This is a genomic window from Kitasatospora sp. NPDC006697, assembly GCF_042869935.1.
In the GTDB taxonomy this organism is placed as follows: domain Bacteria; phylum Actinomycetota; class Actinomycetes; order Streptomycetales; family Streptomycetaceae; genus Kitasatospora.
Map to the genome: position 1 here is coordinate 54,709 of NZ_JBIAGU010000024.1, position 26,970 is coordinate 81,678.

The following is a 26,970-nucleotide window of genomic DNA, read 5'->3' on the forward strand; positions in this document are numbered from 1 at the left end:
AATTCCGGCAGGGTTCCGCCTCTTGCTCGCCGTGACCCGGGCTGACAGGCTCGGTCCCGTGATCGCTGACAGCGCGTTCGCCGCAGTGGAGTCGCCTGCCCCCCCGATCGGGGCGCGGGCCCTCGAGGCGGCAGGGAATCCAGAGGTGCGGGACGCCGAGGCGGCGGAGTTCGTCGCGGCGGGGCTCGCGCTCGCGCCCGTTCGGCCGCCGGTGGTGCCGGCGGGGACGACCGGGTTCGCGGTGGTGCTGGCGCCGTTCGCCGAGCTGGCCGGGCGCCGGCTGGCCGCGCTGGTCGGCCCGTGCGCGGAACTGGACGGGATCCTCCAGGAGTTCACCACGACGACGGCGGCCGCGCTCGGCGCGCTGGCGGCCCGCACCCTGGTGCTGGAGCTCGGGGTGGCCCGGGTGGAGGGGCGGCTGGCCGGGGCCACGCCCGAGGAGCGGTTCCGCGGCTTCGCGGCCGCCGCCGGCACCCGGGACGGGCTGGCGCGGCTGTTCGCCGAGTACCCGGTGCTGGCCCGGCTGGTCGGGCGGGCCGGGGTGAACGCCGCGGCGGCGACCGGCGAACTGCTGAACCGGTACCGGGCCGACCGGGCCGAGCTGGTCGAGAGGCTGCTGGAGGGCCGCGACCCCGGCCCGCTGACAGTCGTGCGGCGCAGCGCCGGCGACGCCCACCGGCGCGGGCGCCGGGTGGCCGTGCTCCGCTTCGCCGACGGCCGGCAGGTGGTCTACAAGCCCAGGCCGCTCGCGGCCGACCGGCACTTCGGCGAGCTGGTGGACTGGTTCAACTCCCGGCCCGGCACTCCGGGGCTGTGCACCCCCGCGCTGCTGGAGCGGCCGGCCTACGGCTGGGTCGAGTTCGTCGAGGCCCGGGCCTGCGGCACGCGCGGCGAGCTGGACCGCTTCTACCGGCGGCAGGGCGCCCTGCTCGCCCTCGCCCACCTGCTCGACCTCACCGACCTGCACCACGAGAACCTGATCGCCTGCGCCGACCACCCGGTGCTGGTGGACCTGGAGACGCTGTTCCACCCGCCCCGGCCCGCCGAGGCCGGCGCCGAGGACCCGGCCTGCCGGGCGCTGGGGGAGTCCGTCCAGCGGATCGGCCTGCTGCCCCAGCTGGTGCTCGGGGAGGACGGCGCGCTGGACCTCTCCGGGCTCGGCGGCGGCAGCGACCGCCGCTCGCCGATCGAGGCGGCCTGCTGGGAGGACGCCGGCACCGACACGATGCGGCTGGTCCGCCGGGCCGGCGAGCTCCAGGGCGGCGCCAACCGGCCCCGCCTCGGCAGCGCCGACGCCGAGCCCGCCGCCCACGCCGAGGCGCTGGCGACCGGATTCCGCGAGGGCTACCTCGCCCTGCTGGCCGGCCGGGCGGAGCTGGCCGGGCTGCTGCGCCGGTTCGCCGCCGACGAGGTGCGGGTGGTCACCCGGGCCACCCAGGTCTACGCCACGGTGCTCGCCGAATCGACCCACCCCGACGTGCTGCGCGAGCCGGGCGACCGCGAGGGACTGCTGCACCTGCTCGGCACCGACGCCGTGGACGACCAGGGCTGGCCCGGACTGCTCGAGCACGAGGTGGCCGAACTGCGGGACGGCGACGTGCCGGTCTTCACCACGCGGCCGGACTCCACCGACCTGTGGAGCGGCACCGGCGCCCGGATCCCCGGCGCCCTGGAGCAGCCCGGGCTGGCCCGGGCGGCACAGCGGCTGGCCGCGCTGGACGAGGCGGACCTGGCCGCGCAGCTGCGGATCATCCGCACCGCGCTGGCCTGCCGGATCGCGCGGCCGGCCCACCCGCCCACCGCGCCGGGCACCGACCCGGGCGAACCGGTCGGCGACCTGCTCGCCGCCGCCCGCGAGATCGGCGACCTGCTGACCGAGCGGGCCCACCGCGGCCGCGGCCGGGCGAACTGGCTGGGCGTCGACCTGATCGACGACCGCTACCGCCGACTGGCCGCCTGCGGTGCCGACCTCGGGCACGGCTACACCGGGATCGCGCTCTTCCTGGCCCAGCTGGCCGCGGTGACCGGCGAGCAGCGCTACGCCGAGACGGCGTGCGACGCGCTGCGGCCGCTGCCCGAGCTGCTGGAGCGGCTGGCGGCGCTGCCGGACGAAGACCTGGGCGCGGTCGGCTCCGGCGGCTTCGCCGGGCTCGGCGGCATCCTCTACGGCCTCAGCGCGGCGGCGGCCGCGCTGGACGACGCGGGGCTGCGCGCCCTGGTCGGGCCCGCGGCCGCGCTGACGGTGCGGGCCGCCGCGGCCGAGCAGCCGGCCGGAGTGCTGGACGGCACCGCGGGCGGGCTGGCCGCGCTGCTGGCCGCGCACCGGGCGCAGCCCGGCGACGGGCTCTGGCACGGCGCGCGGCAGTGCGCCGACCGGCTCGCCGCGCTGCCGGTGCCGGCCGCGCCCGGGTTCGCCACCGGCGCCGCCGGGATCGGCTGGGCGCTGCTCGGCTTCGCGGCCGAGGGCGGCGGCGAGCGGTACGCCTCGGCCGGGACGGCGGCGCTGCGCGCGGCCGTGGCCGCGCTGGGCCCGGGCGAGTCGGACCTCTCCTGGTGCTCGGGCGCGGCCGGCGTGGCGCTGGCCCTGGCGGACCGGGCGCCGGGGCTGGACGGCGGGGCGCTGGCGCGCACCGTCGCCGCCGCCGGGCCGGTCGCGGAGCAGGGCCTGTGCCACGGCGCCTGGGGACTGCGGGAGCTCACCCGGCCGGCCGTGGTGCGGCACGGCGGCCCCGAGCGGACCGAGGCGCCGGGACTGCTCACCGGGCTGGCCGGCCACGGCCACGGGCTGCTGCGGCTGGGATTCGCCGACCGGGTGCCCGCGGTGCTGCTGCTCGCCACATAGCCGCCGCACTCCACAAGACCTCTTCACCTCAGCACAGACCACCAGCAGTGAAAGGGACAGTCACATGAACACCACCGACCTCGTGCAGCTCTGGAAGCAGCCCACCACCCGCCCCGGCACCGCCGCCGCCGACCACCCGGCCGGCCAGATCCGGCTGCGCAGCGCGGGTGGGCTGGGCCGGCGCTCCCAGCTGCTCGGCGAGGCGTCCTCGTTCCGGAACACCAGCCCGTGGACCTCGGTCAGCTCCCCGATGACGATGGAGCTCGGCTGACCCGCCCGGCCGGCCGGGCAATCCGTTGATCATTTCTCAGCTGAGCTCACTATTCATGACAAGTGAGGCACAGTAGCCTGCGGAGGTGCGCACTACAGCTCCGACCACCATCGGCCGCGAGAGCGAACTCGGGCTCTTCCGACGTGTACTGACCGGGCTTCAGGCCAAGGCGGGCCACACGGTGCTGCTGGTGGGCGAGGCGGGGATCGGCAAGTCCCGGCTGGCCGCGGACTGTGCCGCGCAGGCCGAGGAGCTGGGGCTCCCGGTGCTGCGCGGACGGGGGAGTCCGACCAGCGCCGGGATGCCGTACCGCCCGCTGATCGAGGCGCTGAACTCCCGATTCCGGGTCACCGGCGTGCCCGCCGATCCGGAGCTGGAGCCGTACCGGCCCGCGCTCGGCCGGGTGATCCCGGAGTGGCGGCACACCGCCGTGCCCGGGTACCCGGAGAGCGCGGTGGAGCTGGCCGAGGCCGTGCTGCGGCTGCTCGCCGTGCTCGGCCGGGGCCGCGGCTGCCTGCTGGTGCTGGAGGACCTGCACGAGGCCGACTCGGAGACCATCGCCGTCGTCGACTACCTGGTCGACAACCTGGCCGGGCTCCCCGTGCTGCTGGTGGCCACCCTGCGCTCCGAGCCGGGCGCCGCGCTGGAGCTGGCCCGGGGCGCCGAGCGGCGCCGGGTCGCCTCGCTGGCCGCCCTGGAACCGCTCGGCGCGCCGCAGGTCGGGGCGCTCGCCGCCGGCTGCCTGGAGCTGACGGCCGACCAGGTGCCGGCCGCCGTCGTCGAACGGCTGAGCACGCTCAGCAACGGCAACCCGTACCTGGTCGAGGAGCTGCTGGCCGAGATGGTCGGCTCCGGACTGCTGCGGCAGGACGTCGACGGCTGGCGGGTCACCGGCGACCTGGCCACCGCCGTGCCGGTGAGCGTGGTCAGCGGCCTGCGGCTGCGGCTGGCCCCGCTCGACCCGCAGGTGCGCGAACTGCTGCTGCTCGCCGCCACCCTGGGCACCGTCTTCTCGCTCGGCACCCTGGAGCTGATCACCGGTCAGGGCACCCGGCTGCTGCTCGACCAGCTGGGCTCGGCGGCCGCCGCCGGCTTCGTGGTGCCCGACCCGACGGCCGTGGACCAGTACGCGTTCCGGCACGCGCTCACCGCCGAGGCGCTGCTCGCCGGGCTGCCGCCGGCCGAGCGGGCGGTGATCGCCCGCCGGGCCTCCGAGGAGATCCTGGCCGCCGACCCGGCCGTCCCCGACGACCGCTGCCAGCTGGTGGCGCGCCTGCGGGTGCTCGGCGGGGACGAGGCGGGCGCCGCGCTGCTCTATGCCGAGGCGGGCCGCCGGGCGCTGGCCGGGGGCGCCTCGGCCACCTCGGTGCGGCTGCTGGAGCAGGCGCTGGAGCTGGCCGCGCCGGGCGACCGCACCGCCGTCACCGAGGCGCTGGTGCACGCCGCGGCCGAGACCGGGCAGCTGGACCGGGCGTTCGCCCTGGCCGAGTCGCTGCCGGAGGCCGGCGCCGACGCGCTGGACATCGAACGCCGGGTCGCCCTGCACACCCGGCTCGCCTGGGCCGCCGTGATCTCCGAGCGGGCCGCCGACACGATCCGCCAGGTCACCGCGGCCCGGGCCGCGCTGGGGTGCCCGGCGGACCCCCGGCACAGTGCCGCGCTGGCCGTGGTCGAGGGCCACCTGGCGCTGCTGCCGGGCCACGGCGCGGACACCGCCGAGACCGAGCGGCTGGCCCGGGAGGCGGCCGAGGTCGCCGAGCGGGAGAAGCTGCCCGTGGTGGCCTGCCAGGCCTGGCAACTGCTCGCCCTGCTGGCCCGCGAACGCGGCTTCGACGACGCGGACGCCTGCCTGGAGCGGATGCTCGCCGTCGCGGAGGAGCACACCCTGCCGGTCTGGCGGGTCGAGGCGCTGCTGCGCCTGGGCAGCAACGCCTTCCTGCGCAGCGGTGACGCGCGTCGAATCCGGGAGGCCAGGGACAGCGCCCGCGACCTGGGCGCGCTGGCCCTGGCCCAGCACGCGGAGGGCCTGCTGGCGATGGACGCCGTGCAGCGGGCCGACTTCACGGCCGCCCGGGAGATCATCGACCGCTGCCTGGAGCCCAGCGCCCGGATGCGCAACGTGGGCAACCACCGCTACCTGCTGCTGGTGGCCGCCACCATGGCCGCCCACCAGGGCCGGCGGCGGCAGATGGAGCGGGAGCTGGTGCACTTCCAGCAGGCGGACGCCTCCGACTCCTTCCTGACGCCGGTGCTGCTGGGCCTGTGCCGGGCGTTCTGCGCGCTGCTGGAGGAGAACCGGGCGCAGGCGCTGGAGGAGCTGGCCGCCGCGGCCGCCTGGGAGGACCGGCACCCCAACATGTTCTACCTCAGCGGGCGGTACGGCCTGGGCCCGCTGCTCGCCGTGCTCGCGGGCACCGCCGACCGGGCGGAGTACGCCCGGGTGCTGGCCTCGCCGGCGGCGGCGCTGGCCTGGAACCGGCAGTTCCTGGTGCTGGCCGACGCCGTGCTGCTCGGCCGGGAGGGGCGCGGGCGCGAGGCGGCCGGGCTGGTGGCGCAGGTGCAGCGGGAGTTCCTGGTCTTCCCGACGGCCCGTCACCTCGGGCTGCGGCTGGCCGCGGAGGCCGCGCTGGCGGACGGCTGGGGCGAGCCGGTCGCCTGGCTGCGGACGGCCGAGGAGTACTTCCACGAGGCGCAGGTGCGCTCGGTGGCCGGTGCCTGTCGCTCGCTGATCCGGCAGGCCGGCGTGCCGGTCGCGCAGCGCCGCTCCGGGCGCGAGCTGATCCCCGAGGGGCTGCGGGCGGTCGGGGTGACGCCGCGCGAGTTCGACGTCTTCGCCCTGCTGGTGGACCGGCCGGGGAACCAGGACATCGCGCAGCGGCTCTCGATCTCGCCGCGCACGGTGGAGAAGCACATCGCCAGCCTGCTGCACAAGACCGGCAGCGCGGACCGCGCGGAGCTCTGCGCGCTGGCCCGGGCGCTCTGCGGGGGCTGACCGCCGCGTCGGTGATGGCTGGGGGCGCTGCCGCTGCTCCGCCGCGCCCCCAGCCGGTCCGCTACTCCCCGCCGCCGAGGAAGTCCGGCACGTCGGTGCCCAGGCCCTGCTCGCGGGCCCGGCGGTGCACCAGGTCGGCGACCGCCAGGTCCAGCACGCCCAGGCCGAAGGGGGAGAAGACCGTCAGGCGCTCGGGGTCGCGGTGCCGGCGCCCGCTGGTGAGGATCGCGCCGATCGAGTCGCTGATGAACTCGCGGTGGCCCACCTGCTGCTCGGCCAGGTGCAGCGAGGTGGCCTCGCGGCAGACGTGGTCGCCGTCGTCGACGATGTTGACACTGGACAGGATGGTCTCCGGGGCGAGGTCGCGCAGGGACAGGTGCAGCAGCAGCGTCCCGGGGCGGCAGGGGGACGGGTCCAGGTGCGGGGTCGCGGCCGTGGTGGCGATCGAGACCAGGCGGTGGGCCGCCAGGGCGTCCTCGATCCGGTCGGCGGTGCCGGCCTTGAGCCCCGGCAGCCGGTCCGCGCAGCGCTCGGCGAAGGCGGCCGCGCGGGCCGGGTCGAGGTCGAAGACGGTCACCTCGGCCAGCTCGGGCAGCAGCGCGTGCAGGAAGCGCAGCACCTCGAAGTTGATCACCCCGCAGCCGACCAGGGTGACGCCGGTCTGCGGCTCGGCCGGGGCGAGCGTCGCGGCGGCGAGCGCCGCACTGGCCGCGGTGCGCCGGGCGGAGATCACCGAGCCCTCCAGCAGCACCTCCGGGTGGCCGGTGCGCATCGAGTTGAGGATCACCGCCGCCGAGGCGCGCTCCAGGCCGGCGGCCAGGTTGCCGGGGAAGGAGGAGATCCACTTGATCCCCGCCACCGGCTCGTCGGCCCCCAGGTAGCCCGGCAGCGCGATGATCCGGTCGCGCGGCCGGTCGGGGAAGCGCAGGAAGAGCGAGTGCGGCAGCTCGGTGCGGCCCGCCGAGTGCAGCTGGTAGGCCCGGCCCACCGCCTCGACCACCTGCCGCTCGGCACCGTCCAGCACCTGCCGGACCTCACGGGCTGTCAGAATCAGCATGGTGCCACCTCGGCCACCGGACTGTTCTCCTTCCAGAGGTGGGCGACGTCGCCGAAGTGCGACGCGACCCAGTCGTCGTTGTAGATCGTGTCGAGGTAGCGCTCGCCGCGGTCGGCCAGCACCACCGCGCAGGTGGCGCCGTCCGGGATCCGGTCGGCCATCCGCCGGACCGCGGCGATCACCGCGCCCGCCGAACCGCCCGCCAGGATCGCCTCGCGGGCCGCCAGTCGGCGGCAGTTGACCACGCAGTCCAGGTCGCTGACGTGCACCACCGTGTCCGCCAGGCCGTCCTGGTGGAGCGCCGGGCGGACCGCCGCGCCGTGGCCGGGGATCAGCCGGGGCGCGGGCTCGCGCCCGAAGATCACGCTGCCCTCGGCGTCGACCGCCACGATGCTGACCGGGAGCTGCTGCTCCCGGGCGTACTCGGCGCAGCCGCGCAGCGTGCCGCAGGAACTGGTCGCGGCGAACAGGTAGTCCGGCCCGCCGGGGACCGCCTCGCAGATCTCCCGCATGGTGGCGTGGTGCGAGCGCGGGTTGAGCGGGTTGGAGTACTGGTCCGGGCAGTAGGCGTGCTCGGTCCGGGCCAGGATCTCGCGGACCCGCCGGATCCGCACCGGCAGGTACTCGCCGGTGGCCGGGTCGGTCCTGGTGACCACCTCCACCTCGGCGCCCAGGGCCCGCATGATGGCGATGTTCTGGCGGTTGGCGCGCGGGTCCACCACGCAGATGAAGCGGATGCCCAGGTACCCGCAGGCCTGGGCGAGCCCGATCCCCAGATTGCCGGAGCTGGACTCCACCACCACCGAGCGGCCCGGGATCACCAGGCCGTCCCGGATGGCTCCGCGGAGCAGCTCCAGGGCCGAGCGGTCCTTGATCGAGCCGCCCGGGTTGTGCCCCTCCAGCTTGGCGAACAGCCGGAACCTGGCGGCGGGTTCGAGCCTGGTGAGCTCGACCAGCGGGGTGCGGCCCACGGTCCGGAGCACCCCGCCGCAGACCGGGTCAGACGTGTGCATGGGCCCCGCCGGTGGCGGCGCTGTCCATCCGGCGGCGCAGGCTCAGCGGGCGCATGTCGGTCCACACCGATCCGATGTGCGCCAGGCATTCCTCCCGGGACCCCTCGGTGCCCTCGGACCGCCAGCCCAGCGGCAGTTCGCGGTCCGCGAGCCAGATCGAATACTGCTCCTCGTCGTTCAGCACGACCAGGTAGCTACGGGTATCGGCGGCTTCCTCGGCCATCACGGCCCTCCTACCGTAGGGGTTCGACAGTGCGACGGGCCGAGCCTGCCGGGCGGCGGGGAACACCGGCAAGAGACAAACGGGCAGCAGGAGCCGCACGGCGGCCTGCCGCTGTGTCCCTGGTGGCGGGCCCGCGACCGCCCGCAGGCTTCACTGGGGCGCAGTGCGCGTCCTTCGAGGACCCCGTGGAGGTGGCCGGTGGAGATTGACGACAGCCGTGGCAGCGCGGACAGCCCGGTCGGGGCGCCCCGAGGCGCCTCATTCGGACAGCAACGGCTCTGGTTCCTGGACCAGTTGAGGCCGGGCACGCCGGACTACCTGCTGCCGATGGCGCTGCGCATCCGGGGTGCGCTGGACACCGGTGCGCTGCGCGGCGCGCTCACCGCCGTCGTCGAGCGGCACGAGGTGCTGCGCACCCGCTACCGGCAGGACGGCGGCCGGCTGCTGCAGCAGATCGCACCCGAAGCCGAACTCCCATTCGAACAGCTGGACTTCACCGACCTCGCGGCGGACGAGCGGGAGCCGCGGCTGACCCGGCTGATCGAGGAGGAGCTGCGCCGGCCGCTGGACATCGCCGAACAGCCGCCGCTGCGCGCCGTACTGGCCAAGGTCGCGGAGCAGGACCGGCTGCTGCTGGTGGTCGTGCACCACATCGCCTTCGACGGCCTGTCCTGGAACCTGCTCGGCGCGGAGCTGGCCGCCGGCTACCGCGAGCGCACCGGCGGGGAGCCGGCCGGCCTGGCCCCGCTCGCCCTGCAGTACGCCGACTACGCCGACTGGCAGACCGGGCGGCTGACCGAGCGCAAGCTGACCACCGGACTGGACCACTGGCGCACCAGGCTGGCCGAGCTGAGCCCGCTGGAGCTGCCCACCGACCGGCCCCGTCCGGCGCTCTGGGACGGCGCCGGCGACGCCGTCCGGTTCGAACTCCCTGCCGAGCAGGTGGCCGCCGTCGACCGGCTCGCCCGCGGCAACCGGGCCACCCGGTTCATGGTGCTGCTCGCCGCCTTCCAGACCGTGCTGGCCCGGTTCGCCGGGACCACCGACATCGCCGTCGGCACCCCGGTCGCCGGCCGCGGCCGGCCCGAGGCGGAGCGGCTGATCGGCCTCTTCGTCAACACCGTGGTGCTGCGCGGCGACCTGAGCGGCGAGCCGAGCTTCCGCGAGCTGCTGCGCCGGACCGCCGCCGACACGCTGGCCGCGCTCAGCCACGCCGACGTGCCGTTCGAGCTGGTGGTGGACGAGCTGGCGCCGGAGCGCGACCTCGCCCGCAACCCGCTCTTCCAGACCTCCTTCTCGCTGCGCAACGCCCCGCCGCAGCCGATCGCGCTGCCCGGACTGGACTGCGAACTGGTCCGCACCCCGCTGGCCGGCTCGCCGTTCGACCTGGTGCTGGACGCCGACGTGCTGGCCGACGGGCGGCTCAACGCCCGCCTGCAGTACGCCACCGCGCTCTTCGACCGGGCCACCGCGGAGCGGCTGGCCGACGCCTTCCGGCTGCTGCTGGACGCCGTGCTGGCCGACCCGGACCGCCCGGTGCACCGGATCGGGCTGCTGACCGAGCAGGACCGGCACGCCGTGGTCGAGAAGTTCAACGAGACCGCCGTGCCGCTGCCCGAGCGCTGCCTGCACGAGCTCTTCGCCGAGCAGGCCGAGCGCACCCCCGGGGCCGTCGCACTGCGCTGGCCGGGCGGCAAGCTGACGTACCGTCAGCTGGACCGGCGGGCCAACCTGCTGGCGCGCCGGCTGCGCGCGCACGGCGCCGGACCCGAGAGCCTGGTCGGCGTCTGCCTGCGCCGCGGCCCGGAGCTGGTGGTGGCGCTGCTCGGCGTGCTCAAGGCCGGCGCCGGCTACCTGCCGCTGGCGCCCGACCACCCGCCGGTGCGGCGCGGCCGGCTGCTCGCCCAGGCCGGCGCCGAACTGCTGGTCTCCGACGAGGAACTGGGCGAGGGCTGGACTGGCACGGTGCTGGCCGTGGAGGAGGGCGAGGAGGCCGCCGCGCCCGAGACCGGCGCAAGCCCGGACAACCTGGCCTACCTGATCTACACCTCGGGCTCCACCGGCACGCCCAAGGGCGTCATGGTGACTCACCGCAACGTGGTCAACTACGTGCGCTGGGCCGCCCGCACCTACCTGCCCGAGGGCACCGGCACCCCGCTCTACTCCTCGGTCGCCTTCGACCTGCCGGTCACCTCGCTCTTCCCCGCCCTGCTCAGCGGCTCGCCGGTCACCCTCACCCCCGACGACGGCACGCCCGGACTCGACGGCCTGGTCCGGCTGCTCGCCACCGAGCCGTTCGGGCTGCTGAAGCTCACCCCGACCCACCTCGGCCCGCTCGGGCGGGAGTTGAGCCCCGAGGCGCTGCGCACCGGCACCGGCCACCTGGTGGTCGGCGGCGAGCAGCTGACCGGCGCGATGCTGGAGCCGTGGCGGCGGCACGCCCCGGACACCGTCGCCTTCAACGAGTACGGGCCCACCGAGACCACCGTCGGCTGCGCCACCTACGCGCTGCCGGTGAGCGAGCTGGGCCCCGGCCCGATGAGCATCGGCGTGCCGATCGACAACACCACCCTCTACGTGCTGGACGCCGGGATGGAACCGGTTCTGCCGGGCGCCGTCGGCGAGTTGTACATCGGCGGGGTGCAGGTGGCGCGCGGCTACCGGGGGCGCGGCGACCTCACCGCCGAGCGCTTCGTCCCCGACCCGTACGCCGGTGTGCCGGGTGCCCGGCTCTACCGCAGCGGCGACCTGGTGCGCCACCGCTCGGACGGCCTGCTGGAGTTCCTGAGCCGGGTGGACACCCAGATCAAGGTGGCCGGGTTCCGGGTCGAGCCCGCCGAGGTGGAGGCCGCCCTCGCCGAGCACCCCGAGGTGCTGGAGGCCGCCGTCGGCGCGCACGGCACCGGCGACGCGGCCCGGCTGGTCGCCTACCTGGTGCCGGCCGGCCGGCGCGAACCGCAGGTGGCCGAGCTCCGCGCCCACCTCGAACGGCTGCTCCCCGCCTACCTGGTGCCCGCGCTCTACGTGGCGCTGCCCGAACTGCCCTACACCCCCAGCGGCAAGGTGGACCGCAAGGCGCTGCCCGAGCCGGACGGCACCCGGCTGGTCCGGACCGCCGACCGGACCGCCCCGCGCACCCCGCTGGAGCAGGCGGTCGCCGCCGTCTGGTGCGAGCTGCTGCAGTTGGACGGGGTCGGCGTGCACGAGGACTTCTTCGCACTCGGCGGCAACTCGCTGCTGGCCACCCGGCTGGCGTTCCGGCTGCGCCAGGTCGTCTCCGCCGAGGTGCCGCTGGCGGAGGTGTTCGCCGCCCGCACCGTCGCCCGGCTCGCCGAGGTGCTGGCCGAGGCCACCACCGCCCGCCAGCAGCCGATCACCCCGGCCGCCGCCGACGGCCCGCTGCCGCTCTCCTTCGCCCAGCAGCGGCTCTGGTTCCTGGACCGGCTGGCCCCCGGCGCCACCGACTACCTGGTGCCGATCGCGCTGCGGCTGCGCGGCCCGCTGGACCGGCCCGCGCTGGCCGGCGCGCTGGACGCCCTGACCGAGCGGCACGCCGTGCTGCGCACCCGCTACCAGGAGGTCGACGGCGAGCCGGTGCAACTGGTCGACCCCGCCGGGCGGATCGAGCTGACCGAGCGGACCGCCACCGAGGAGGAGGCACAGGCGCTGATCCGCGCCGAGCTGGAGCGGCCCTTCGACCTGGCGGCCGGCGCCCCGGTACGCGCGATGCTGCTCCGACTCGGCGACGAGGACCACGTGCTCTCGCTGACGCTGCACCACATCGTCTCCGACGGCTGGTCGGTGGAGGTGCTGGCCGGTGAACTGGCCCGGCACTACGCGGGCGAGACCGTCGAGCCGCTGCCCGTGCAGTACGCCGACTTCGCCCGCTGGCAGCGCGAGCAGGCCGCCACCGAGGAGTTCGCCGCCCGGCTCGGACACTGGCGGGAGCGGCTGGCCGGCCTCACCCCGCTGGAGCTGCCCACCGACCGCCGCCGCCCGCGGCTGCGCGACCCGCACGGCGACCGGCTCGCCGTCGAGCTGCCCGCCGAACTCGGCGCGGCGGTCGACGCCCTGGCCCGCCAGCACGGCGCCACCCCGTTCATGGTGCTGCTGGCCGGCTTCTACGCCCTGCTCGGCCGGTGGAGCGGGCAGCGGGACCTCGCCGTCGGCACCGCCGTCTCCGGCCGCACCCGCTCCGAGACCGAGCCGCTGATCGGCTTCTTCGCCAACACCCTGGTGCTGCGCGGCAACCTGGACGGCCGCCCGAGCTTCACCGAACTGCTCGGCCGGGTCCGCGCACTGGCGCTGGACGCCTACGGGCACGCCGATGTGCCGTTCGAGCGGATCGTCGAGGAGCTGGCGCCCGAGCGCGACCTCTCCCGCAACCCGCTCTTCCAGGTGATGTTCGAGCTGCGCCCGCCCAGGGGCGGGACGTTCGGCCTGGCCGGGCTGGCGGTCGAGCAGCTGGCCGTCTCCTGGCCGGCCGCCAAGTTCGACCTGATGCTCTCGGTGCAGCCGCAGGAGGACGGCACGCTGCGCTGCGGATTCGAGTACGCCACCGCGCTGTTCGACCGCGGCACCGTGCAGCGGATGGCCGAGCACTACGGGCGGCTGCTGGCCGCACTGGTCCGCGAGCCGGGCCGGCCGATGGACCGGATCGAGGCGCTGGCCTACGCCGAGCGGGAGCTGCTGGTCCGCGGCTGGCAGGAGACCGCCGCCGAGCGCCCGGCCGGCTGCCTGCCCGAGCTGTTCGCCGAGCAGGCCGCCCGCACCCCCGGGGCGCCCGCCGTGGAGTTCGCCGGGCAGACCGTGAGCTACGCCGAACTCGACCAGCGGGTCGGCAGGCTGGCCCAGCACCTGCGCTCCCTCGGGGTGCGCGCCGAGACCCCGGTGGCGGTCTGCCTGCGCCGCGACGCCGACCTGGTCACCGCCCTGCTGGCCGTGCAGCGGGCCGGCGGCACCTATGTGCCGGTGGACCCCGCGCACCCCGCCCAGCGCCGGGCCTACGTGCTGGCCGACAGCGGCGCGCGGGTGCTGATCAGCCAGTCCTGGATCCGCGAGGAACCGCCCGCGGGCGGAGCCCAGTTGGTGCTGCTGGACGAGGATCGCGAGCTGATCGACCGTCAGCCGGTCGGCGAACTGCCGGCGCTGGACGCCGACGCGGCCGCCTACCTGGTCTACACCTCGGGCTCCACCGGCCGCCCCAAGGGCGTGCTGGTCAGCCACCGGGCGATCCGCAACCGCGTGCTCTGGACGGTGCGCGAGCACGGACTCGGCCCGGCCGACCGGGTGCTGCAGAAGACCACGGTCGGATTCGACGCCTCCGTCTGGGAGTTCCTGGCCCCGCTGGTCAGCGGCGGCACCGTGGTGGTCGCCGCGGACGGCGTGCCGCGCGACCCGGCCGCCATGGTGCGGGCGGTGGCCGAGCACCGGATCACCGTGCTGCAGCTGGTGCCCTCGGTGCTGCGGGTGCTGGTGCAGCAGCCCGGACTGCGCGACTGCGGCAGCCTGCGGCTGGTGTTCTGCGCCGGCGAGCCGCTGCCGGTGGAGCTCTGCGACCGGCTGCTCGCCCTGCAGCCCGTCACCCTGGTCAACACCTACGGCCCCACCGAGTGCGCCATCGACGTCACCTCCTGGCGCTACGACGGCCGCGAGGCCGGCGAGATCGTCGCCATCGGGCAGCCGATCGACAACACCAGGATCCTGGTGCTGGACCCGGACGGCGCCCTGGTGCCGGTCGGCGTCGCCGGCGAGCTCTGCGTGGCCGGCGAGGGCCTGGCCCGCGGCTACCTGGGCCGCGGCGACCTGACCGCCGACCGCTTCGTGCCCAACCCGCACCCGGCGCTGCCCGGCGAGCGGCTGTACCGCACCGGCGACCGGGTCAGGCGCCGCGCCGACGGCAGCCTGGAGTACCTGGGCCGGCTCGACCGGCAGGTCAAGCTGCGCGGCATCCGGATCGAGCCCAGCGAGATCGAGGCCGCGCTCTGCGAGCACCCCGCGGTGGCCGCCGCGGCCGTCGGCGTCTACGGCGAGGCGCGGCTGGTCGGCCACCTGGTCCCCGTCGCGGGCGCCACCCCCGACCCGGCCGAGCTGCGCGCCCACCTGGCGGCCCGGCTGCCGGACGCCATGGTGCCCGCCGTGCTGCGGGTGCTCGACGCGCTGCCGCTCACCGCGAGCGGCAAGGTGGACCGCGACGCGCTGCCGGGCCTGGACGGCCTGGACGAGCCGGGGGAGTACCTGGCCCCGCGCGACGCGACCGAGCAGGCCGTCGCCGGTGTCTTCGCCGAACTGCTCGGCCGCACCGGCGTCGGCGCGCTCGACGACTTCTTCGCCCTCGGCGGCCACTCGCTGCTCGCCACCCGGCTGGTCTTCCGGCTGCGGACGGCGCTGGGCGTGGAGATCCCGGTCGCCGAGGTGTTCGCCCGCCGCACCGTCGCCGCCCTGGCCGAGCTGGCCGCCGACCCGGCCGCCCGGCTCGCCGACCCGGCCGGCGCGGTGCTGCCCGTGCCGCGCGAGGGCGCGCTGCCGCTCTCCTCCGCCCAGCGCCGGATGTGGTTCCTCGACCAGCTGGAGCCCGGCAGCTCCGAGTACCTGGTGCCGCTGGTGCTGCGGCTGCACGGCCCGCTCGACACCGCCGCGCTGACCGGCGCGCTGGACGACCTGGCGCAGCGCCACGAGTCGCTGCGCACCCGCTACCTGGCGCCCGGCGGCGAACCCGTGCAGGTGATCGACCCGGTGGCCGCGCTCGGCGGCGCCCCCGTGGACCTCTCCGGCCTGTCGGCCGCCGAGGCCGCCGCGCGGGCCGCGGAGCTGGTGCGGGCCGAGACCGCCCGGCCGTTCCGCCTGGACCAGGAGCCGCCGCTGCGCGCCCTGCTGGTCAGGACCGGCCCGGCGGAGCACCTGCTCGCCCTGACGGCCCATCACATCGCCGTCGACGGCTGGTCCGTCGACCTGCTCACCCGGGACCTCGGCCTGCTCTACCGGGCCCGGACCACCGGCGCTACCCCGCCGCCCGCGCCGCCCGTGCAGTACGCCGACTTCGCGGCCTGGCAGGACCGCTGGTCGCAGGGCGAGCTGCCCGCTCGGCACCTGGCGCACTGGCGCGAGCGGCTGGCCGGCCTCACCCCGCTGGAGCTGCCCGCCGACCGGCCCCGCCCCGCCGTCCGCGATCCGCGCGGCGACCTGCTGCCGCTCACCGTCCCCGGCGAACTGGCCGAAGCCGTCTCCGCGTTGGCCCGCAGCCGGGAGGTCACCCCGTTCGTGGTGCTGCTGGCCGCCTTCGACGTGCTGCTGGCGCACTACACCCGGCAGAGCGACATCTCGGTCGGCACCCCGACGGCCGGCCGGACCAGGCCCGAAGTCGAGGAGGTGGTCGGCTCGTTCATCAACACCGTGGTGCTGCGCGCCGACCTCGCCGGCGACCCGAGCTTCGCCGAGCTGCTGCGCCGGGTGCACGAGGACGTGGTCGCCGCCTACAGCCACCAGGACCTGCCGTTCGAGCGGGTGGTGGACGAGCTGCAGCCCGAGCGCGACCTCGCCCGCAACCCGCTCTTCCAGGTGATGTTCGAGCTGCAGCACGCGCAGAGCAGCCCGCTGCGGCTGGACGGCCTGACCGTGGAGCGGGTCCCCTCGCCCTGGCGGACCGCCAAGTTCGACCTCACCCTGGCCCTCGGCCGCAGCGCCGACGGCGGGCTGCACGGGCTCTTCGAGTACGCCACCGCGCTCTTCGACCGTGCCACCGTCGAGCGGATGGCCGGGCACTATCTGACCCTGCTGCGCTCGGCCACCGCGCAGCCCGAGGCGCCGCTCAGCCGGCTGGTGCTGCTCACCGGGGCCGAGCGGGAGCAGCTGGTGCACGGCTGGAACCCGGCCGGCCAGGCCGGGGTGCCAAAGGACTGCGTGCCCGCGCTCTTCGAGCAGCGGGCGGCCCGGACGCCCGACGCGCCCGCCGTGGCCTTCGGGGAGACCAGCCTGAGCTTCGCCGAGCTCAACCGGCGGGCCAACCGGCTGGCCCGGCACCTGCTGGAGCTGGGGATCGGCGCGGAACGGCCGGTGGCGGTCTGCATGGAACGCGGCGTCGAGGTGGTGGTGGCGCTGCTGGCCGTGCTCAAGGCCGGCGGGGTCTACGTGCCGATCGACCCCGAACACCCGGCCGAGCGGCTGGCGTTCATGCTCGGCGAGCTGGACGCCGGGGCGGTGCTGAGCACCGCGCGGTTCGCCGAGCGGCTGGCCGCCGTCAGCACCGGCCCGCTGGTGCTGGTCGACGCCGAGGCCGAGCGGATCGCCGGACACCCGGACACGGACCTCGCGCCGCAGGCCGGACCGGACCAACTCGCCTACATGATCTACACCTCGGGCTCCACCGGGCAGCCCAAGGGCGTGCTGATCCAGCACGGCTCCTACGCCCACCACTGCCTGGTGATCGCCCGGGAGTACGACATCGAGCCGGGCGACCGGGTGGTGCTGCTCTCCGCGCTCACCTTCGACGTGGCGATGGACCAGATCGCCGCCACCCTGATCGCGGGCGCCACCGTGGTGGTCGCCGACCCGCTCTTCTGGAGCCCCGCCGAACTGCCCGAGCGGGTCGCCGAACACGGCATCACCACCATGGAGATCACCCCTGCCTACTACCGCGAGGTGATCCAGCAGGTCCGGCCCGGGGACGAGCGGCTGCGCGGACTGAAGCTGATGAACGTCGGCAGCGACGTGGTCACCGTGGACGACGCCCTCGCCTGGGCCGCCACCGGCCTGCCCGGCCGGTTCCTGTGCAACTACGGCCCCACCGAGGCGACCGTCACCTGTGTGCTGCACCCCGTGCCGGCCGCCCCGGCGGGCCGCGGCGAGGCGGCGCTGCCGATCGGTCGGCCCGTCCCCGGGACCCGGGCCTACGTGCTGGACGGCAGCGGCGACCCGGTGCCGGTCGGCGTGCCCGGCGAACTCCACCTGGCCGGCGTCCGGTTGGCCCGCGGCTACCACCGCAGGCCGGAGCTGACGGCGGAGAAGTTCATCCCCGACCCGTTCGGCGAGGTGCCCGGCGGCCGGCTCTACCGGACCGGCGACCTGGTGCGCTTCCTGGCCGACGGCACCATCGAGTTCCTGGGCCGGATCGACCAGCAGGTCAAGCTGCGCGGCTTCCGGATCGAACTCGGCGAGATCGAGGCGGTGCTGGCCCAGCACCCCGGCCTGCGCGCGGTCGCCGTGGTGGCCCGCGACGTGCGGCCCGGCGACCGCCGGCTGGTCGCCTACCTGGTGCCGCACGGCACCGGCGGCCCGGACATCGCCGAGCTGCGCGACTGGGCGGGCGAGCGGCTGCCCTCGTACATGGTGCCCTCGCTCTGGACGGTGCTGGACGAACTGCCGCTCACCTCCAGCAAGAAGGTCGACCGCAAGGCGCTGCCCGCGCCGGTCGCCGACCGGGAGCTGCTGGAACGGCCGTACACGGCGCCGCGCAACCCGACCGAGGAGATCGTCGCCGAGATCTGGGCGGAGGTGCTGGGCGTGGAGCGGATCGGCGTCGACGACGACGTCTTCGTGCTCGGTGCGCACTCGCTGCTCGCCACCCGGGTGCTGGCCCGGCTGGTCGCCGTCTTCGACGTGCCGCTGCCGCTGCGCTGCCTCTTCGAGGCGACCACGGTGGCCGGCCTGAGCCAGCTGCTGGTGGAGGCGCTGGAGGCGCAGATCGCCGAGCTGAGCGACGAGGAGGTGGCCGCGCTGCTGGCGGAGGAGGACGAGACCCGCTGAGCCCCGGACACGCCGCCGCCCGCCACCCCCGAGCAGGGGTGGCGGGCGGCGGCGTGTGGCTGGGGGAGCGGGTCAGGCGGCCGGCGCGGGCTCCGGCTCGGCGGCGGCCGGGGCGGCGCCGGAGAGTGCCGGAGCCGAGCGCACCGAGGGGCTGAGCGCGGCGGTCGCGGCCAGCAGCACCATCCAGGCCGTGAGCACCCAGACGGTGGCGGTCGGGCCGAAGGCGGCCAGCAGCTGGCCGCCGATCAGCGAGCCGAGCGGGATCGCGCCGAAGGCGACCAGGCCGACCGCGCCCAGCACCCGGCCCTGGATGGCGTCCGGGGTGACGGCCAGCTGGTAGGCGGAGGTCACCACGTTCCAGACCGGCCCGACGAAGCACATCAGCGCGTACACCGCGCCGATCAGGTACGGGTCGCGGACCAGCAGCAGCACCGGAACCAGCAGCGCCCAGGCCCAGTTGGCGCCGACCACCACCGCACGCATGGAGAACCGGCGCTCCACCGCCGGCGCGATCAGCGAGCCCAGCACCCCGCCGACCGCCGCCAGCCCGAACATCACGCCGATCGCCGCCGAGGAGCCGTGCTTGCCGCGGGCCATCACGATCACGGTCAGGAAGAGCGCCTGGAAGAGCAGGTTGCTGCCGGCGATCAGCGCGGTGGTCGTGCGCAGGAACGGCTGGTGCCACAACCAGCGCACACCTTCGGTGAGTTCGCGGTGCAGCGGGCCGCCGCGCGGGCGCCGCTCGGCCTGGAACCGACGGCGGATCAGCAGCAGGCTGACCAGCGACCAGAGGTAGCTGGCGGCGTCGAAGAGGAACGGCACCGCCCGGCCCAGGCCGAACAGCACCCCGCCCAGCGGCTGGCCCAGCATCGCGGCGCCGCGGGCCCGCGCCTCGTTGCGGGAGAGCGCGGCGGCCAGCTGCGAGGAGTGCACCACATTGGGCACGGCCGCCGAGGCGGCGATCCGGAAGGCCACCGTCAGGGTGCCCTCGGCGAAGCCGACGGCGAGCACGTGCGCCAGCGTCAGGTGGTGCAGCAGCAGGGCCGCCGCCACGCTGCCGATCGCCAGGCCGCGCAGCACGTCGCACCAGATCATCGTCCGCCGCCGGTTCCAGCGGTCCACCAGCACGCCGGCCGGGAGTTGGAAGAGCAGCTGCGGCAGCAGGGCGACGAACCCGGTGAGCCCGGCGTCGGCGGGCGAACCGGTCAGCGCCAGGATCAGCAGCGGGTAGGCCACGCTGGAGGCGTTGGAGCCCAGCCCGGAGACGGCCGCCGCCTGCCAGAGCAGCACGAAGTCCCGGTTGCGCAGCAGCGGCGTGGTATTCGCGCGGGCATCCGCGCGCACGGTGTCGGTCATGGCTCGATGCTGGGAGGCCGCGGGCGGCGGGCCCAGAGAAGGACCGGCAGTCACACGCGCAGACCCCGCCCGCAACTTCGCCGCGCTGACCCTGCCGAGCAGCCGATGGCCGTCGGCAGGCTGGTGCCCGGCCGGTGGACTCACCGGACCGCACCCCCGTCGCACGCAGAGGAAGGCGAAGGATGAGCACGAGCCCGAGCTCCCGCACGGAGCTGCTGCAGCGGCGCCTGCGCGGCTTGACGAAGAAGCGGCAGGACGGGATCGCCCCCGTGCCCCGGGACGGCGCTCTCCCGCTGTCGTTCGCGCAGCACCGGATGTGGGTGCTCGACCGGCTCCAGCCCGGCGGCACCGAGTACCTGATGCCGCTGCTGCTGCGCCTGCCCGGCCCGGTCGACCAGGCGGCGCTGCGGCGGGCGCTGGACGCGCTGGTGGCCCGGCACGAGGTGCTGCGCACCCGCTTCCCGGCGGTGGACGACGAGCCGGTGCTGGTGATCGACGAGCCCGGGCCGATCGCGCTGACCACGGCCGACCTGCGCGGCGCCGACGCCGAGGAGGCCGAGCGGCGGCTCGCCGAGCTGGTGGCCCGGGACGGCCGCCGCGCCTTCGACCTGGAGACCGAGCACCCGGTCCGGGCGCTGCTCGCCCGGCTCGGCGAGGACGCCCACGCCCTGCTGCTGACGGTCCACCACATCGCCTCCGACGGCTGGACCGAGGGTGTGTTGCTCGGCGAACTCGACCGGCTCTACCAGGCGTTCGCTGCCGGCCAGGAGTCCCCGCTGGAGCCGCTGGAGCTGCAGTACGCGGACTTCGCCGCCTGGCAGCGCGAGCAGCTCTCCGGCGAGCGCCTGGCCACCCAGCTCGACTACTGGCGCACCGCACTGGCCGGCCTGACCCCGCTGGCGCTGCCCACCGACCGCCCGCGCGGCCCGGTCCGGGACGCCTCCGGGGCCACCGCGAGCTTCCGCATCCCCGCCGAACTGGCCGATGTGCTGGTCGAGCTGGGCCGCACCCAGGGCGCCACCCCGTTCATGGTCTTCCTGGCCGCCTTCCAACTGCTGCTCGGCCGCAGCGGCGGACAGCAGGACGTGGTGGTCGGCACCCCGGTGGCCGGCCGCGACCGCAGCGAGACGCTGGGCATGGCGGGCCTGTTCGCCAACACCGTGGCGCTGCGCACCGACCTCTCCGGCAGCCCGACCTTCACCGAACTGCTGGCCCGGGTCCGGGAGACGGCGCTCGGCGCCTTCACCCACCAGGAGACGCCGTTCGAGCGGCTGGTGGACGAGCTGGCGCCCGAGCGCGACCCCTCCCGCAACCCGATCTTCCAGGTGGTCTTCCAACTCGCCGCGCACACCCCGGCCGCCCTCGGCGCGCTGCGCGCCGAGCAGCGCCCGGTGGACTGGCGCACCGCCAAGTTCGACCTCGGCCTCGCCCTCGCGACCACCGCCGACGGCTCGGTCAGCGGCCAACTGGAGTACGCCACTGCGCTGTTCGACGAGGCGACGATCCACCGGACGATCGAGCACTACCTGCGCCTGCTCGCCGGCATCGCCGCCGACCCGGACAAGCCGGTGAACCGGCTGGAGCTGCTGCCCGAGGCCGAACGCGCGCTGCTCGCCTCCTGGAGCGGCGCCGGCCGCAGCTACCCCGCCGAGGAGACGCTGCCCGAGGCCTTCCAGCGCTGGGCCGAGCGCACCCCCGAGGCGATCGCCGTGAGCTGCGAGGGCGCCTCGCTCAGCTACCGCGAGCTGAACACCCGGGCCAACCGCCTGGCCCACCGGCTGCGGGCGCTCGGCGCCGGCCCGGAGCGCCTGGTCGGGGTCCGGTTCGAGCGCGGACTCGACCTGGTGGTGGCGCTGCTCGGCGTGCTCAAGTCCGGCGCCGGCTACCTCCCGCTGGACCCCGGCCAGCCCGCCGACCGGCTCGCCTACATCCTCGCCGACGCCGGGGTGACCGCCCTGGTCGCCGACCGCCGCACCGGTGCGGAGACCGTCACCACCCTGCTGCTGGACGAGGACGGCGAGGGCGGGCAGGACGGCGACCCCGCCGTGCAGGCGGGCCCCGGCAACACCGCCTACGTCATCTACACCTCCGGCTCCACCGGCGCCCCCAAGGGCGTCCCGGTCACCCACGCCAACGTGCTGCGCCTGCTGGCCTCCTGCCAGGAGGACTTCGGCTTCGGTCCGCAGGACGTCTGGACGCTCTTCCACTCCTACGCCTTCGACTTCTCGGTCTGGGAGCTCTGGGGCGCGCTGCTCAACGGCGGCCGGGCCGTGGTGGTCCCGTACGCCGTCTCCCGCTCCCCGCAGGACTTCCTCGAACTGCTGGTGCGCGAGCGGGTCACCGTGCTCAACCAGACCCCCTCCGCCTTCCGCGGCCTCCAGGAGGCGGTGGCGCTGGCCGACCTGCGGCCGGAGGAACTCGCGCTGCGCACCGTGGTGTTCGGCGGCGAGGCGCTGGACGTGGCGGAACTCGCGCCCTGGTTCGCCCGGTTCGGCGACCAGCGGCCGGAGCTGGTCAACATGTACGGCATCACCGAGACCACCGTGCACGTCACCCGCCGCGTGGTGCGCGCCGAGGAGGCCGCCGGCGCCCGGCGCAGCCCGATCGGCCGCCCGCTCGGCGACCTGCGGCTGCACCTGCTGGACGCCGATCTCAACCCGGTGCCGATCGGCGTCCCCGGCCAGCTCTTCGTCTCCGGCCCCGGCCTGGCCCGCGGCTACCTGGGCCGCCCCGGCCTGACCGCCGACCGCTTCCAGCCCGACCCGTTCGCCGCGGTGCCGGGCGCCAGGATGTACCGCACCGGCGACCTGGCCCGCTACGGCGCCGACGGCGAACTGGAGTTCCTGGGCCGGGCCGACGAGCAGGTGAAGATCCGCGGCCACCGGATCGAGCCCGGCGAGATCGAGGCCGCCCTCGGCGGCCACCCCGCCGTGGAGAACAGCCTGGTGCTGGCGCACCGCCGCCCCGGCGAGACCGAGGCCCGGCTGGTCGCCTACGCCGCCCCCAGGGCCGGGCACACCCTGGACACCGCCGACCTGCGCGCCTGGCTCGGTCGCACGCTGCCCGCCTACATGGTCCCGGCGATCTTCGTCCCGCTGGACGCCTTCCCGATGACCGCCAACGGCAAGATCGACCGCCGCGCGCTGCCCGACCCCGAGGCCCACCGCGACCTCGGCACCCGCGCGCACGTCGCCCCCCGGACCGTCACCGAACGGGTGGTCGCCGAGACCTGGGCCGAGGTGCTGACGCTCCCCCAGGTCGGCGCGACGGACAACTTCTTCGAGCTCGGCGGCGACTCGATCCGGGCGATCAAGGTGGTCGGCGCGCTGCGCCGGCGCGGCATCGACCTGACGGTGCAGAACCTGTTGGTGCACCAGAGCGTGGAGGGCCTGGCCGGCTACGCCGAGACCGTCGCCCCCGGCCGCCCCGCCAGCGTGGAGGAGCAGCGGGTGGCGCCGTTCGCCCAGCTCACCGACGCCGACCGGTCCGCGCTGCCGGCCGGCCTGGTGGACGCCTACCCGCTGGCCATGGTGCAGGCCGCCATGGTCTACCAGATGCTCGCCGACCGGGACGAGAGCCCGTACCACAACATCACGCTCTTCCCGTTCATCGACGACGCCCCGTTCTCGCTCACCGCGATGCGCCAGGCCGCCGCCCAGCTCACCAGCCGGCACGAGATCCTGCGCACCTCCTTCGACCTCACCGGCTTCTCCGAGCCGATGCAGCTGGTGCACGCCGAGGCCACCGCCGAGGTCGGCTACGACGACCTGCGCGGGCTCGACGAGCAGCAGGTGCGGGCGGAGCTGGAGCGGTTCACCGCCGAGACCCGCCGCACGCCGTTCGACATCACCGAGGCGCCGATGCTGCGCTTCCACATCCACCAGACCGCCGAGGACCGCTGGACCTTCTCCTTCATCGAGTGCCACGCCATCCTGGACGGCTGGAGCCACCACTCGCTGATCGACGAGGTGATGCGCGACTACCGGGCGATCCGCGCCGGACAGGCCCCGGCCGCCCCCGGCACCCACACCGTCCGGTTCGCCGACCTGGTCGCGCTGGAGCGCCGCTCGCTCGCCTCCGCCGAGGAACGGGAGTTCTGGCAGCGGCAGGTCACCGACTACGAGCGGGTCGGCCTGCCCGCCGCCTGGGCCGCCGACCCGGCCGACGCGGAGCAGCCGTACCAGATCACCGTGCCGTTCCGCGACCTGGAGCCGGGCCTGCGCCGGCTGGCCGCCACCGCCGGCGTGCCGCTGAAGAGCGTGCTCTTCGCCGCCCACCTCAAGGCCGTCGCCACCATCGGCGGCAGCCACCGCTTCCACAGCGGCCTGGTCTGCAACGGCCGGCTGGAGACCGAGGGCGGCGACCTGGTCCGCGGCATGCACCTCAACACCCTGCCGCTCGGCGTCGAACTCACCGGCGCCACCTGGAGCGAGCTGGCCCGCGAGGTCTTCACCGCCGAGGTGGCCGCCTGGCCGCACCGCCGGTTCCCGCTGCCGGAGATGCAGCGCGCCTGGGGCGAGGGCACCCCGCTGGTCGACGTCGCCTTCACCTACCTGGACTTCCACGTCCTGGACAACCGCACCATCGACTCCGGCAACGTGGTCGACGTCAGCCCCAACGAGTTCGCGCTGGACGTCTGGACCTTCCCCGGCGTGGTCTACCTCTCCGGCCGCCCCGAGCGGATCAGCCGCGCCAACGGCCGCCGGCTGGCCGCGCTCTACCGGCGGATCCTGGAGGCGATGGCCGCCGACCCGGCCGGCGACGCCCGCGGCGCGGCCCTGGACGCCGAGGAGCGGGCCCGGATCGACGGATTCGCCACCGGTCCGCGGACCGCCTACCCCGACGCCTGCCTGCACCAGCTCTTCGAGGCCCAGGCCGCCCGCACCCCGCAGGCCGTCGCGCTGCGCTGCGCCGACGGCAGCACCCTGGACTACGCCGAACTCAACGCCCGCGCCAACCGGTTGGCGCGGCGGCTCGGCGAACTCGGGGTCGGGCAGGAGTCCCTGGTCGGGGTGCTGCTGCGCCGCGGCCCGGAACTGGTGGTCGCCCTGCTGGCGGTGCTCAAGGCCGGCGCCGGCTACCTGCCACTCGACCCGGCCCACCCGGCCGCCCGGCTGGCCGGGCTGCTCGCCGAGACCGGCGCCCAGGTGGCCGTCACCCAGAGCGAGTTGGCCCACCTGCTGGCCGACAGTCCGGCCCGGCCGCTGGCGGTCGACACCGACCCCGGCATCGCCGGGCAGGACCCGGGCAACCCCGGCCGCCCGGTGACCCCCGACTCGCTGGCCTACGTGATCTACACCTCCGGCTCGACCGGCACGCCCAAGGGCGTGATGATCGAGCACCGCAACCTGGTCAACTACGTCTGCTGGTGCCTGGACGGCTACCGGCCGCTGGGCGGCACCGGCGCGCCGCTCTACTCCTCGATGGCCTTCGACCTGCCCGTCACCTCGCTCTTCCCCGCGCTGCTCTCCGGCCAGCCCGTCACCCTCACCGCGGACGACGGCACCCCCGGGATCGACGCCCTGATCGCCGAGTTGGAGCGCGGCGGCTTCGGCCTGCTGAAGCTGACGCCCTCGCACCTGGCGCTGCTCAACCAGTCGCTCTCCCCGCAGGCCCTGCGTGGCGCGGCCGGGCGGCTGATCGCCGGCGGCGAGGAGCTGACCCGGGAGATGGTCTCCCGCTGGGCCGAGCACGCCCCGGACACCCTGGTGGACAACGAGTACGGCCCGACCGAGACCACCGTCGGCTGCTCCCACCTGGAGGGCCGGCCGGGCGACCTGCCGGCCGGCGTGCTGCCGATCGGCCGCCCGTTCGCCAACACCACGATGCGGGTGCTGGACCGCGACCTGCAGCAGGTGCCGGTCGGCGTGGTCGGCGAACTCTACATCGGCGGAGCCCAGTTGGCCCGCGGCTACGTGGAGCGCCCGGAGCTGACCGCCGAGCGCTTCGTGCCGGACCCGTACGCGGCGCGCCCCGGCGAGCGGCTCTACCGCTCGGGCGACCTGGCCCGCTACCGCGCCGACGGCGTCCTGGAGTTCGCCGGCCGGGTGGACCACCAGGTGAAGATCCGCGGCTACCGGATCGAGCCCGGCGAGGTGGAGGCCGCGCTGCGCCGCGAGGCCGACCTGCGCGAGGTCGCCGTGCACGTGGTCGCCGCCCCCGGCGGCGAGAAGGAGCTGGCCGCCTACCTGGTCCCGGCCGGCGAGCCCGCGCCCGACCCGGTGGCGCTGCGCGACCGCCTCGCCCAGGTGCTGCCCGCCCACCTGGTGCCCTCCCGCTACCTGGTGCTCGACGAACTGCCGATGACCGCAAGCGGAAAGATCGACCTGGCCCGGCTGCCCAAGGCCACCGGCCCGGTCTCCGCCCGTCCCTACCGGGCCCCGCGCACCGCCGTGGAGAACATCCTGGCCCGGGCCTGGGCGGCGGCGCTGGGCCTGGCGCAGGTCGGCATCGACGACAGCTTCGCCGAACTCGGCGGCCACTCGCTGACCGTGATGAAGGTCATCACCAAGCTCCGCGCCGAACACGGCTACAAGCTCACCTTCCAGGACTTCTACCGGCACCGCACGATCGCCGAACTGGCCGCCGTGGTCACCGACGCCGACGCCGCGCACACCCCCGAGGCCGGGGCCGCGGACACCATCGTCTGGCTGCGCCGCACCGGCACCCGCCCGCCGCTGTTCTGCGTGCACCCCGGCAGCGCCCACTGGTTCGCCGCACTGGCCGACCACCTGGACCCCGACCAGCCGGTGGCCGCCTTCGAGTGGCCGGGCCTGACCCGGCCCTGCCCCGCGCCGGAGAGCGTCGAGCAGGTCGCCGAGCTGAACCTGGCCGAGCTGCGCCGGATCGCCCCCAGCGGCCCCTACCACCTGCTCGGCTGGTGCGGCGGCAGCCAGATCACCACCGAGATGGTGCGCCGGCTGCACGCCGCGGGGGAGGAGGTCACCTTCCTGCTGCTGGACCCCGCGCTGGACACCTACGAGCGGGAGAACATGCACGAGTTCGTGCGCCGCTTCCAGGGCGCCGAGGCGGCCTTCGCCGCGCTCAACGAGGCCGCCGCGGCCGGCGCCGACCCGGCCAGGGTGGCCGAACTGCAGCAGGCGGCCGGCGAGCTGCTCAACAAGCTGCTGGACGACGGCGAGGTGGCCCCGCCGGAGCCCGGCGACGACTTCTGGCCCGCCCGGATCCGGGTCTGGCGGGAGCTGCTGCAGACCCGGCTGGACTACCGCCACACCCCCTACGACGGCCGGCTGCACCTGATCGCGGGCGACGAGGTCGCGGCGGGCGAGCACGAGGTCGCGGTCGGCGTCAGCTTCGAGGACTTCACCGCGCGCTGGCGGGAGCTGGCGCACGGCGGGCTGACGGTCCACCGGGTCCCCGGCAACCACCTCGGGGTGCTGAAGGCCCCCCACGTCGCCGAGGTGGCGAAGCTGCTGACCGGCCTGCTGGCCGGCGAGCAGCAGTAAGCGAGCACG

At 75.6% G+C, this 26,970-nt stretch carries 9 protein-coding genes; 5 read left to right on the plus strand and 4 right to left on the minus strand.

What is annotated here, in order from left to right; genetic code table 11:
• Positions 1-145: 145 nt before the first annotated feature.
• The 3 genes from ACFYNO_RS28705 (at position 146) to ACFYNO_RS28715 (ending at position 6,105) form a co-directional block, all read left to right on the plus strand.
• A complete protein-coding gene (locus ACFYNO_RS28705) occupies positions 146-2,842 on the plus strand; it encodes a type 2 lanthipeptide synthetase LanM family protein (RefSeq protein WP_388018706.1) in 2,697 nt (898 codons plus the stop codon).
• A gap of 64 nt (positions 2,843-2,906) precedes the next feature.
• The gene (locus ACFYNO_RS28710; protein WP_388018709.1) at positions 2,907-3,113 is read left to right on the plus strand and encodes a hypothetical protein; all 207 of its coding nucleotides are present in this window, start codon (positions 2,907-2,909) and stop codon (positions 3,111-3,113) included.
• A gap of 85 nt (positions 3,114-3,198) precedes the next feature.
• Complete coding sequence (locus ACFYNO_RS28715; RefSeq protein ID WP_388018712.1) at positions 3,199-6,105, plus strand: AAA family ATPase; 2,907 nt, start codon at positions 3,199-3,201, stop codon at positions 6,103-6,105.
• A 61-nt stretch (positions 6,106-6,166) separates the two neighbouring features.
• On the opposite strand, the gene sbnB is transcribed toward ACFYNO_RS28715, so the two are convergent.
• Genes sbnB through ACFYNO_RS28730 form a run of 3 tightly spaced genes read right to left on the minus strand, consistent with a single transcriptional unit; the run spans position 6,167 to position 8,398 of the window.
• Complete coding sequence (gene sbnB, locus ACFYNO_RS28720; protein ID WP_388018715.1) at positions 6,167-7,162, minus strand: 2,3-diaminopropionate biosynthesis protein SbnB; 996 nt, start codon at positions 7,160-7,162, stop codon at positions 6,167-6,169.
• Positions 7,156-8,175: a 2,3-diaminopropionate biosynthesis protein SbnA gene (gene sbnA / locus ACFYNO_RS28725; RefSeq protein WP_388018718.1), complete on the minus strand. Its 1,020-nt coding sequence runs from the start codon at positions 8,173-8,175 to the stop codon at positions 7,156-7,158. Before sbnA ends, sbnB begins: the two co-directional genes overlap by 7 nt.
• Positions 8,162-8,398 (minus strand): MbtH family protein, encoded by a 237-nt coding sequence (locus ACFYNO_RS28730; protein ID WP_388018721.1) that lies wholly within the window; start codon positions 8,396-8,398, stop codon positions 8,162-8,164. Before ACFYNO_RS28730 ends, sbnA begins: the two co-directional genes overlap by 14 nt.
• 198 nt (positions 8,399-8,596) lie before the next feature.
• Between ACFYNO_RS28730 and ACFYNO_RS28735 the strand changes: the two genes are divergently transcribed.
• Complete coding sequence (locus tag ACFYNO_RS28735) at positions 8,597-18,139, plus strand: amino acid adenylation domain-containing protein (RefSeq protein WP_388018724.1); 9,543 nt, start codon at positions 8,597-8,599, stop codon at positions 18,137-18,139.
• A gap of 72 nt (positions 18,140-18,211) precedes the next feature.
• Here ACFYNO_RS28735 and ACFYNO_RS28740 read toward each other — a convergent pair whose 3' ends face one another.
• Positions 18,212-19,495 carry an MFS transporter gene (locus ACFYNO_RS28740; protein WP_388018727.1) on the minus strand — a complete coding sequence of 428 codons (1,284 nt, stop codon included), beginning with the start codon at positions 19,493-19,495 and terminating at the stop codon, positions 18,212-18,214.
• 182 nt (positions 19,496-19,677) lie between these two features.
• Between ACFYNO_RS28740 and ACFYNO_RS28745 the strand changes: the two genes are divergently transcribed.
• Positions 19,678-26,961 (plus strand): amino acid adenylation domain-containing protein, encoded by a 7,284-nt coding sequence (locus tag ACFYNO_RS28745; protein ID WP_388018730.1) that lies wholly within the window; start codon positions 19,678-19,680, stop codon positions 26,959-26,961.
• The last annotated feature ends 9 nt before the right edge of the window (positions 26,962-26,970 follow it).

Excerpts from the sequence above, each read along its gene's own strand:
- ACFYNO_RS28710 (WP_388018709.1), top strand. The coding sequence starts at position 2,907 with ATGAACACCACCGACCTCGTGCAGCTCTGGAAGCAGCCCACCACCCGC.
- sbnB (WP_388018715.1), bottom strand. The coding sequence starts at position 7,162 with ATGCTGATTCTGACAGCCCGTGAGGTCCGGCAGGTGCTGGACGGTGCC.
- sbnA (WP_388018718.1), bottom strand. The coding sequence starts at position 8,175 with ATGCACACGTCTGACCCGGTCTGCGGCGGGGTGCTCCGGACCGTGGGC.
- ACFYNO_RS28730 (WP_388018721.1), bottom strand. The coding sequence starts at position 8,398 with ATGGCCGAGGAAGCCGCCGATACCCGTAGCTACCTGGTCGTGCTGAAC.
- ACFYNO_RS28740 (WP_388018727.1), bottom strand. The coding sequence starts at position 19,495 with ATGACCGACACCGTGCGCGCGGATGCCCGCGCGAATACCACGCCGCTG.
- ACFYNO_RS28745 (WP_388018730.1), top strand. The coding sequence starts at position 19,678 with ATGAGCACGAGCCCGAGCTCCCGCACGGAGCTGCTGCAGCGGCGCCTG.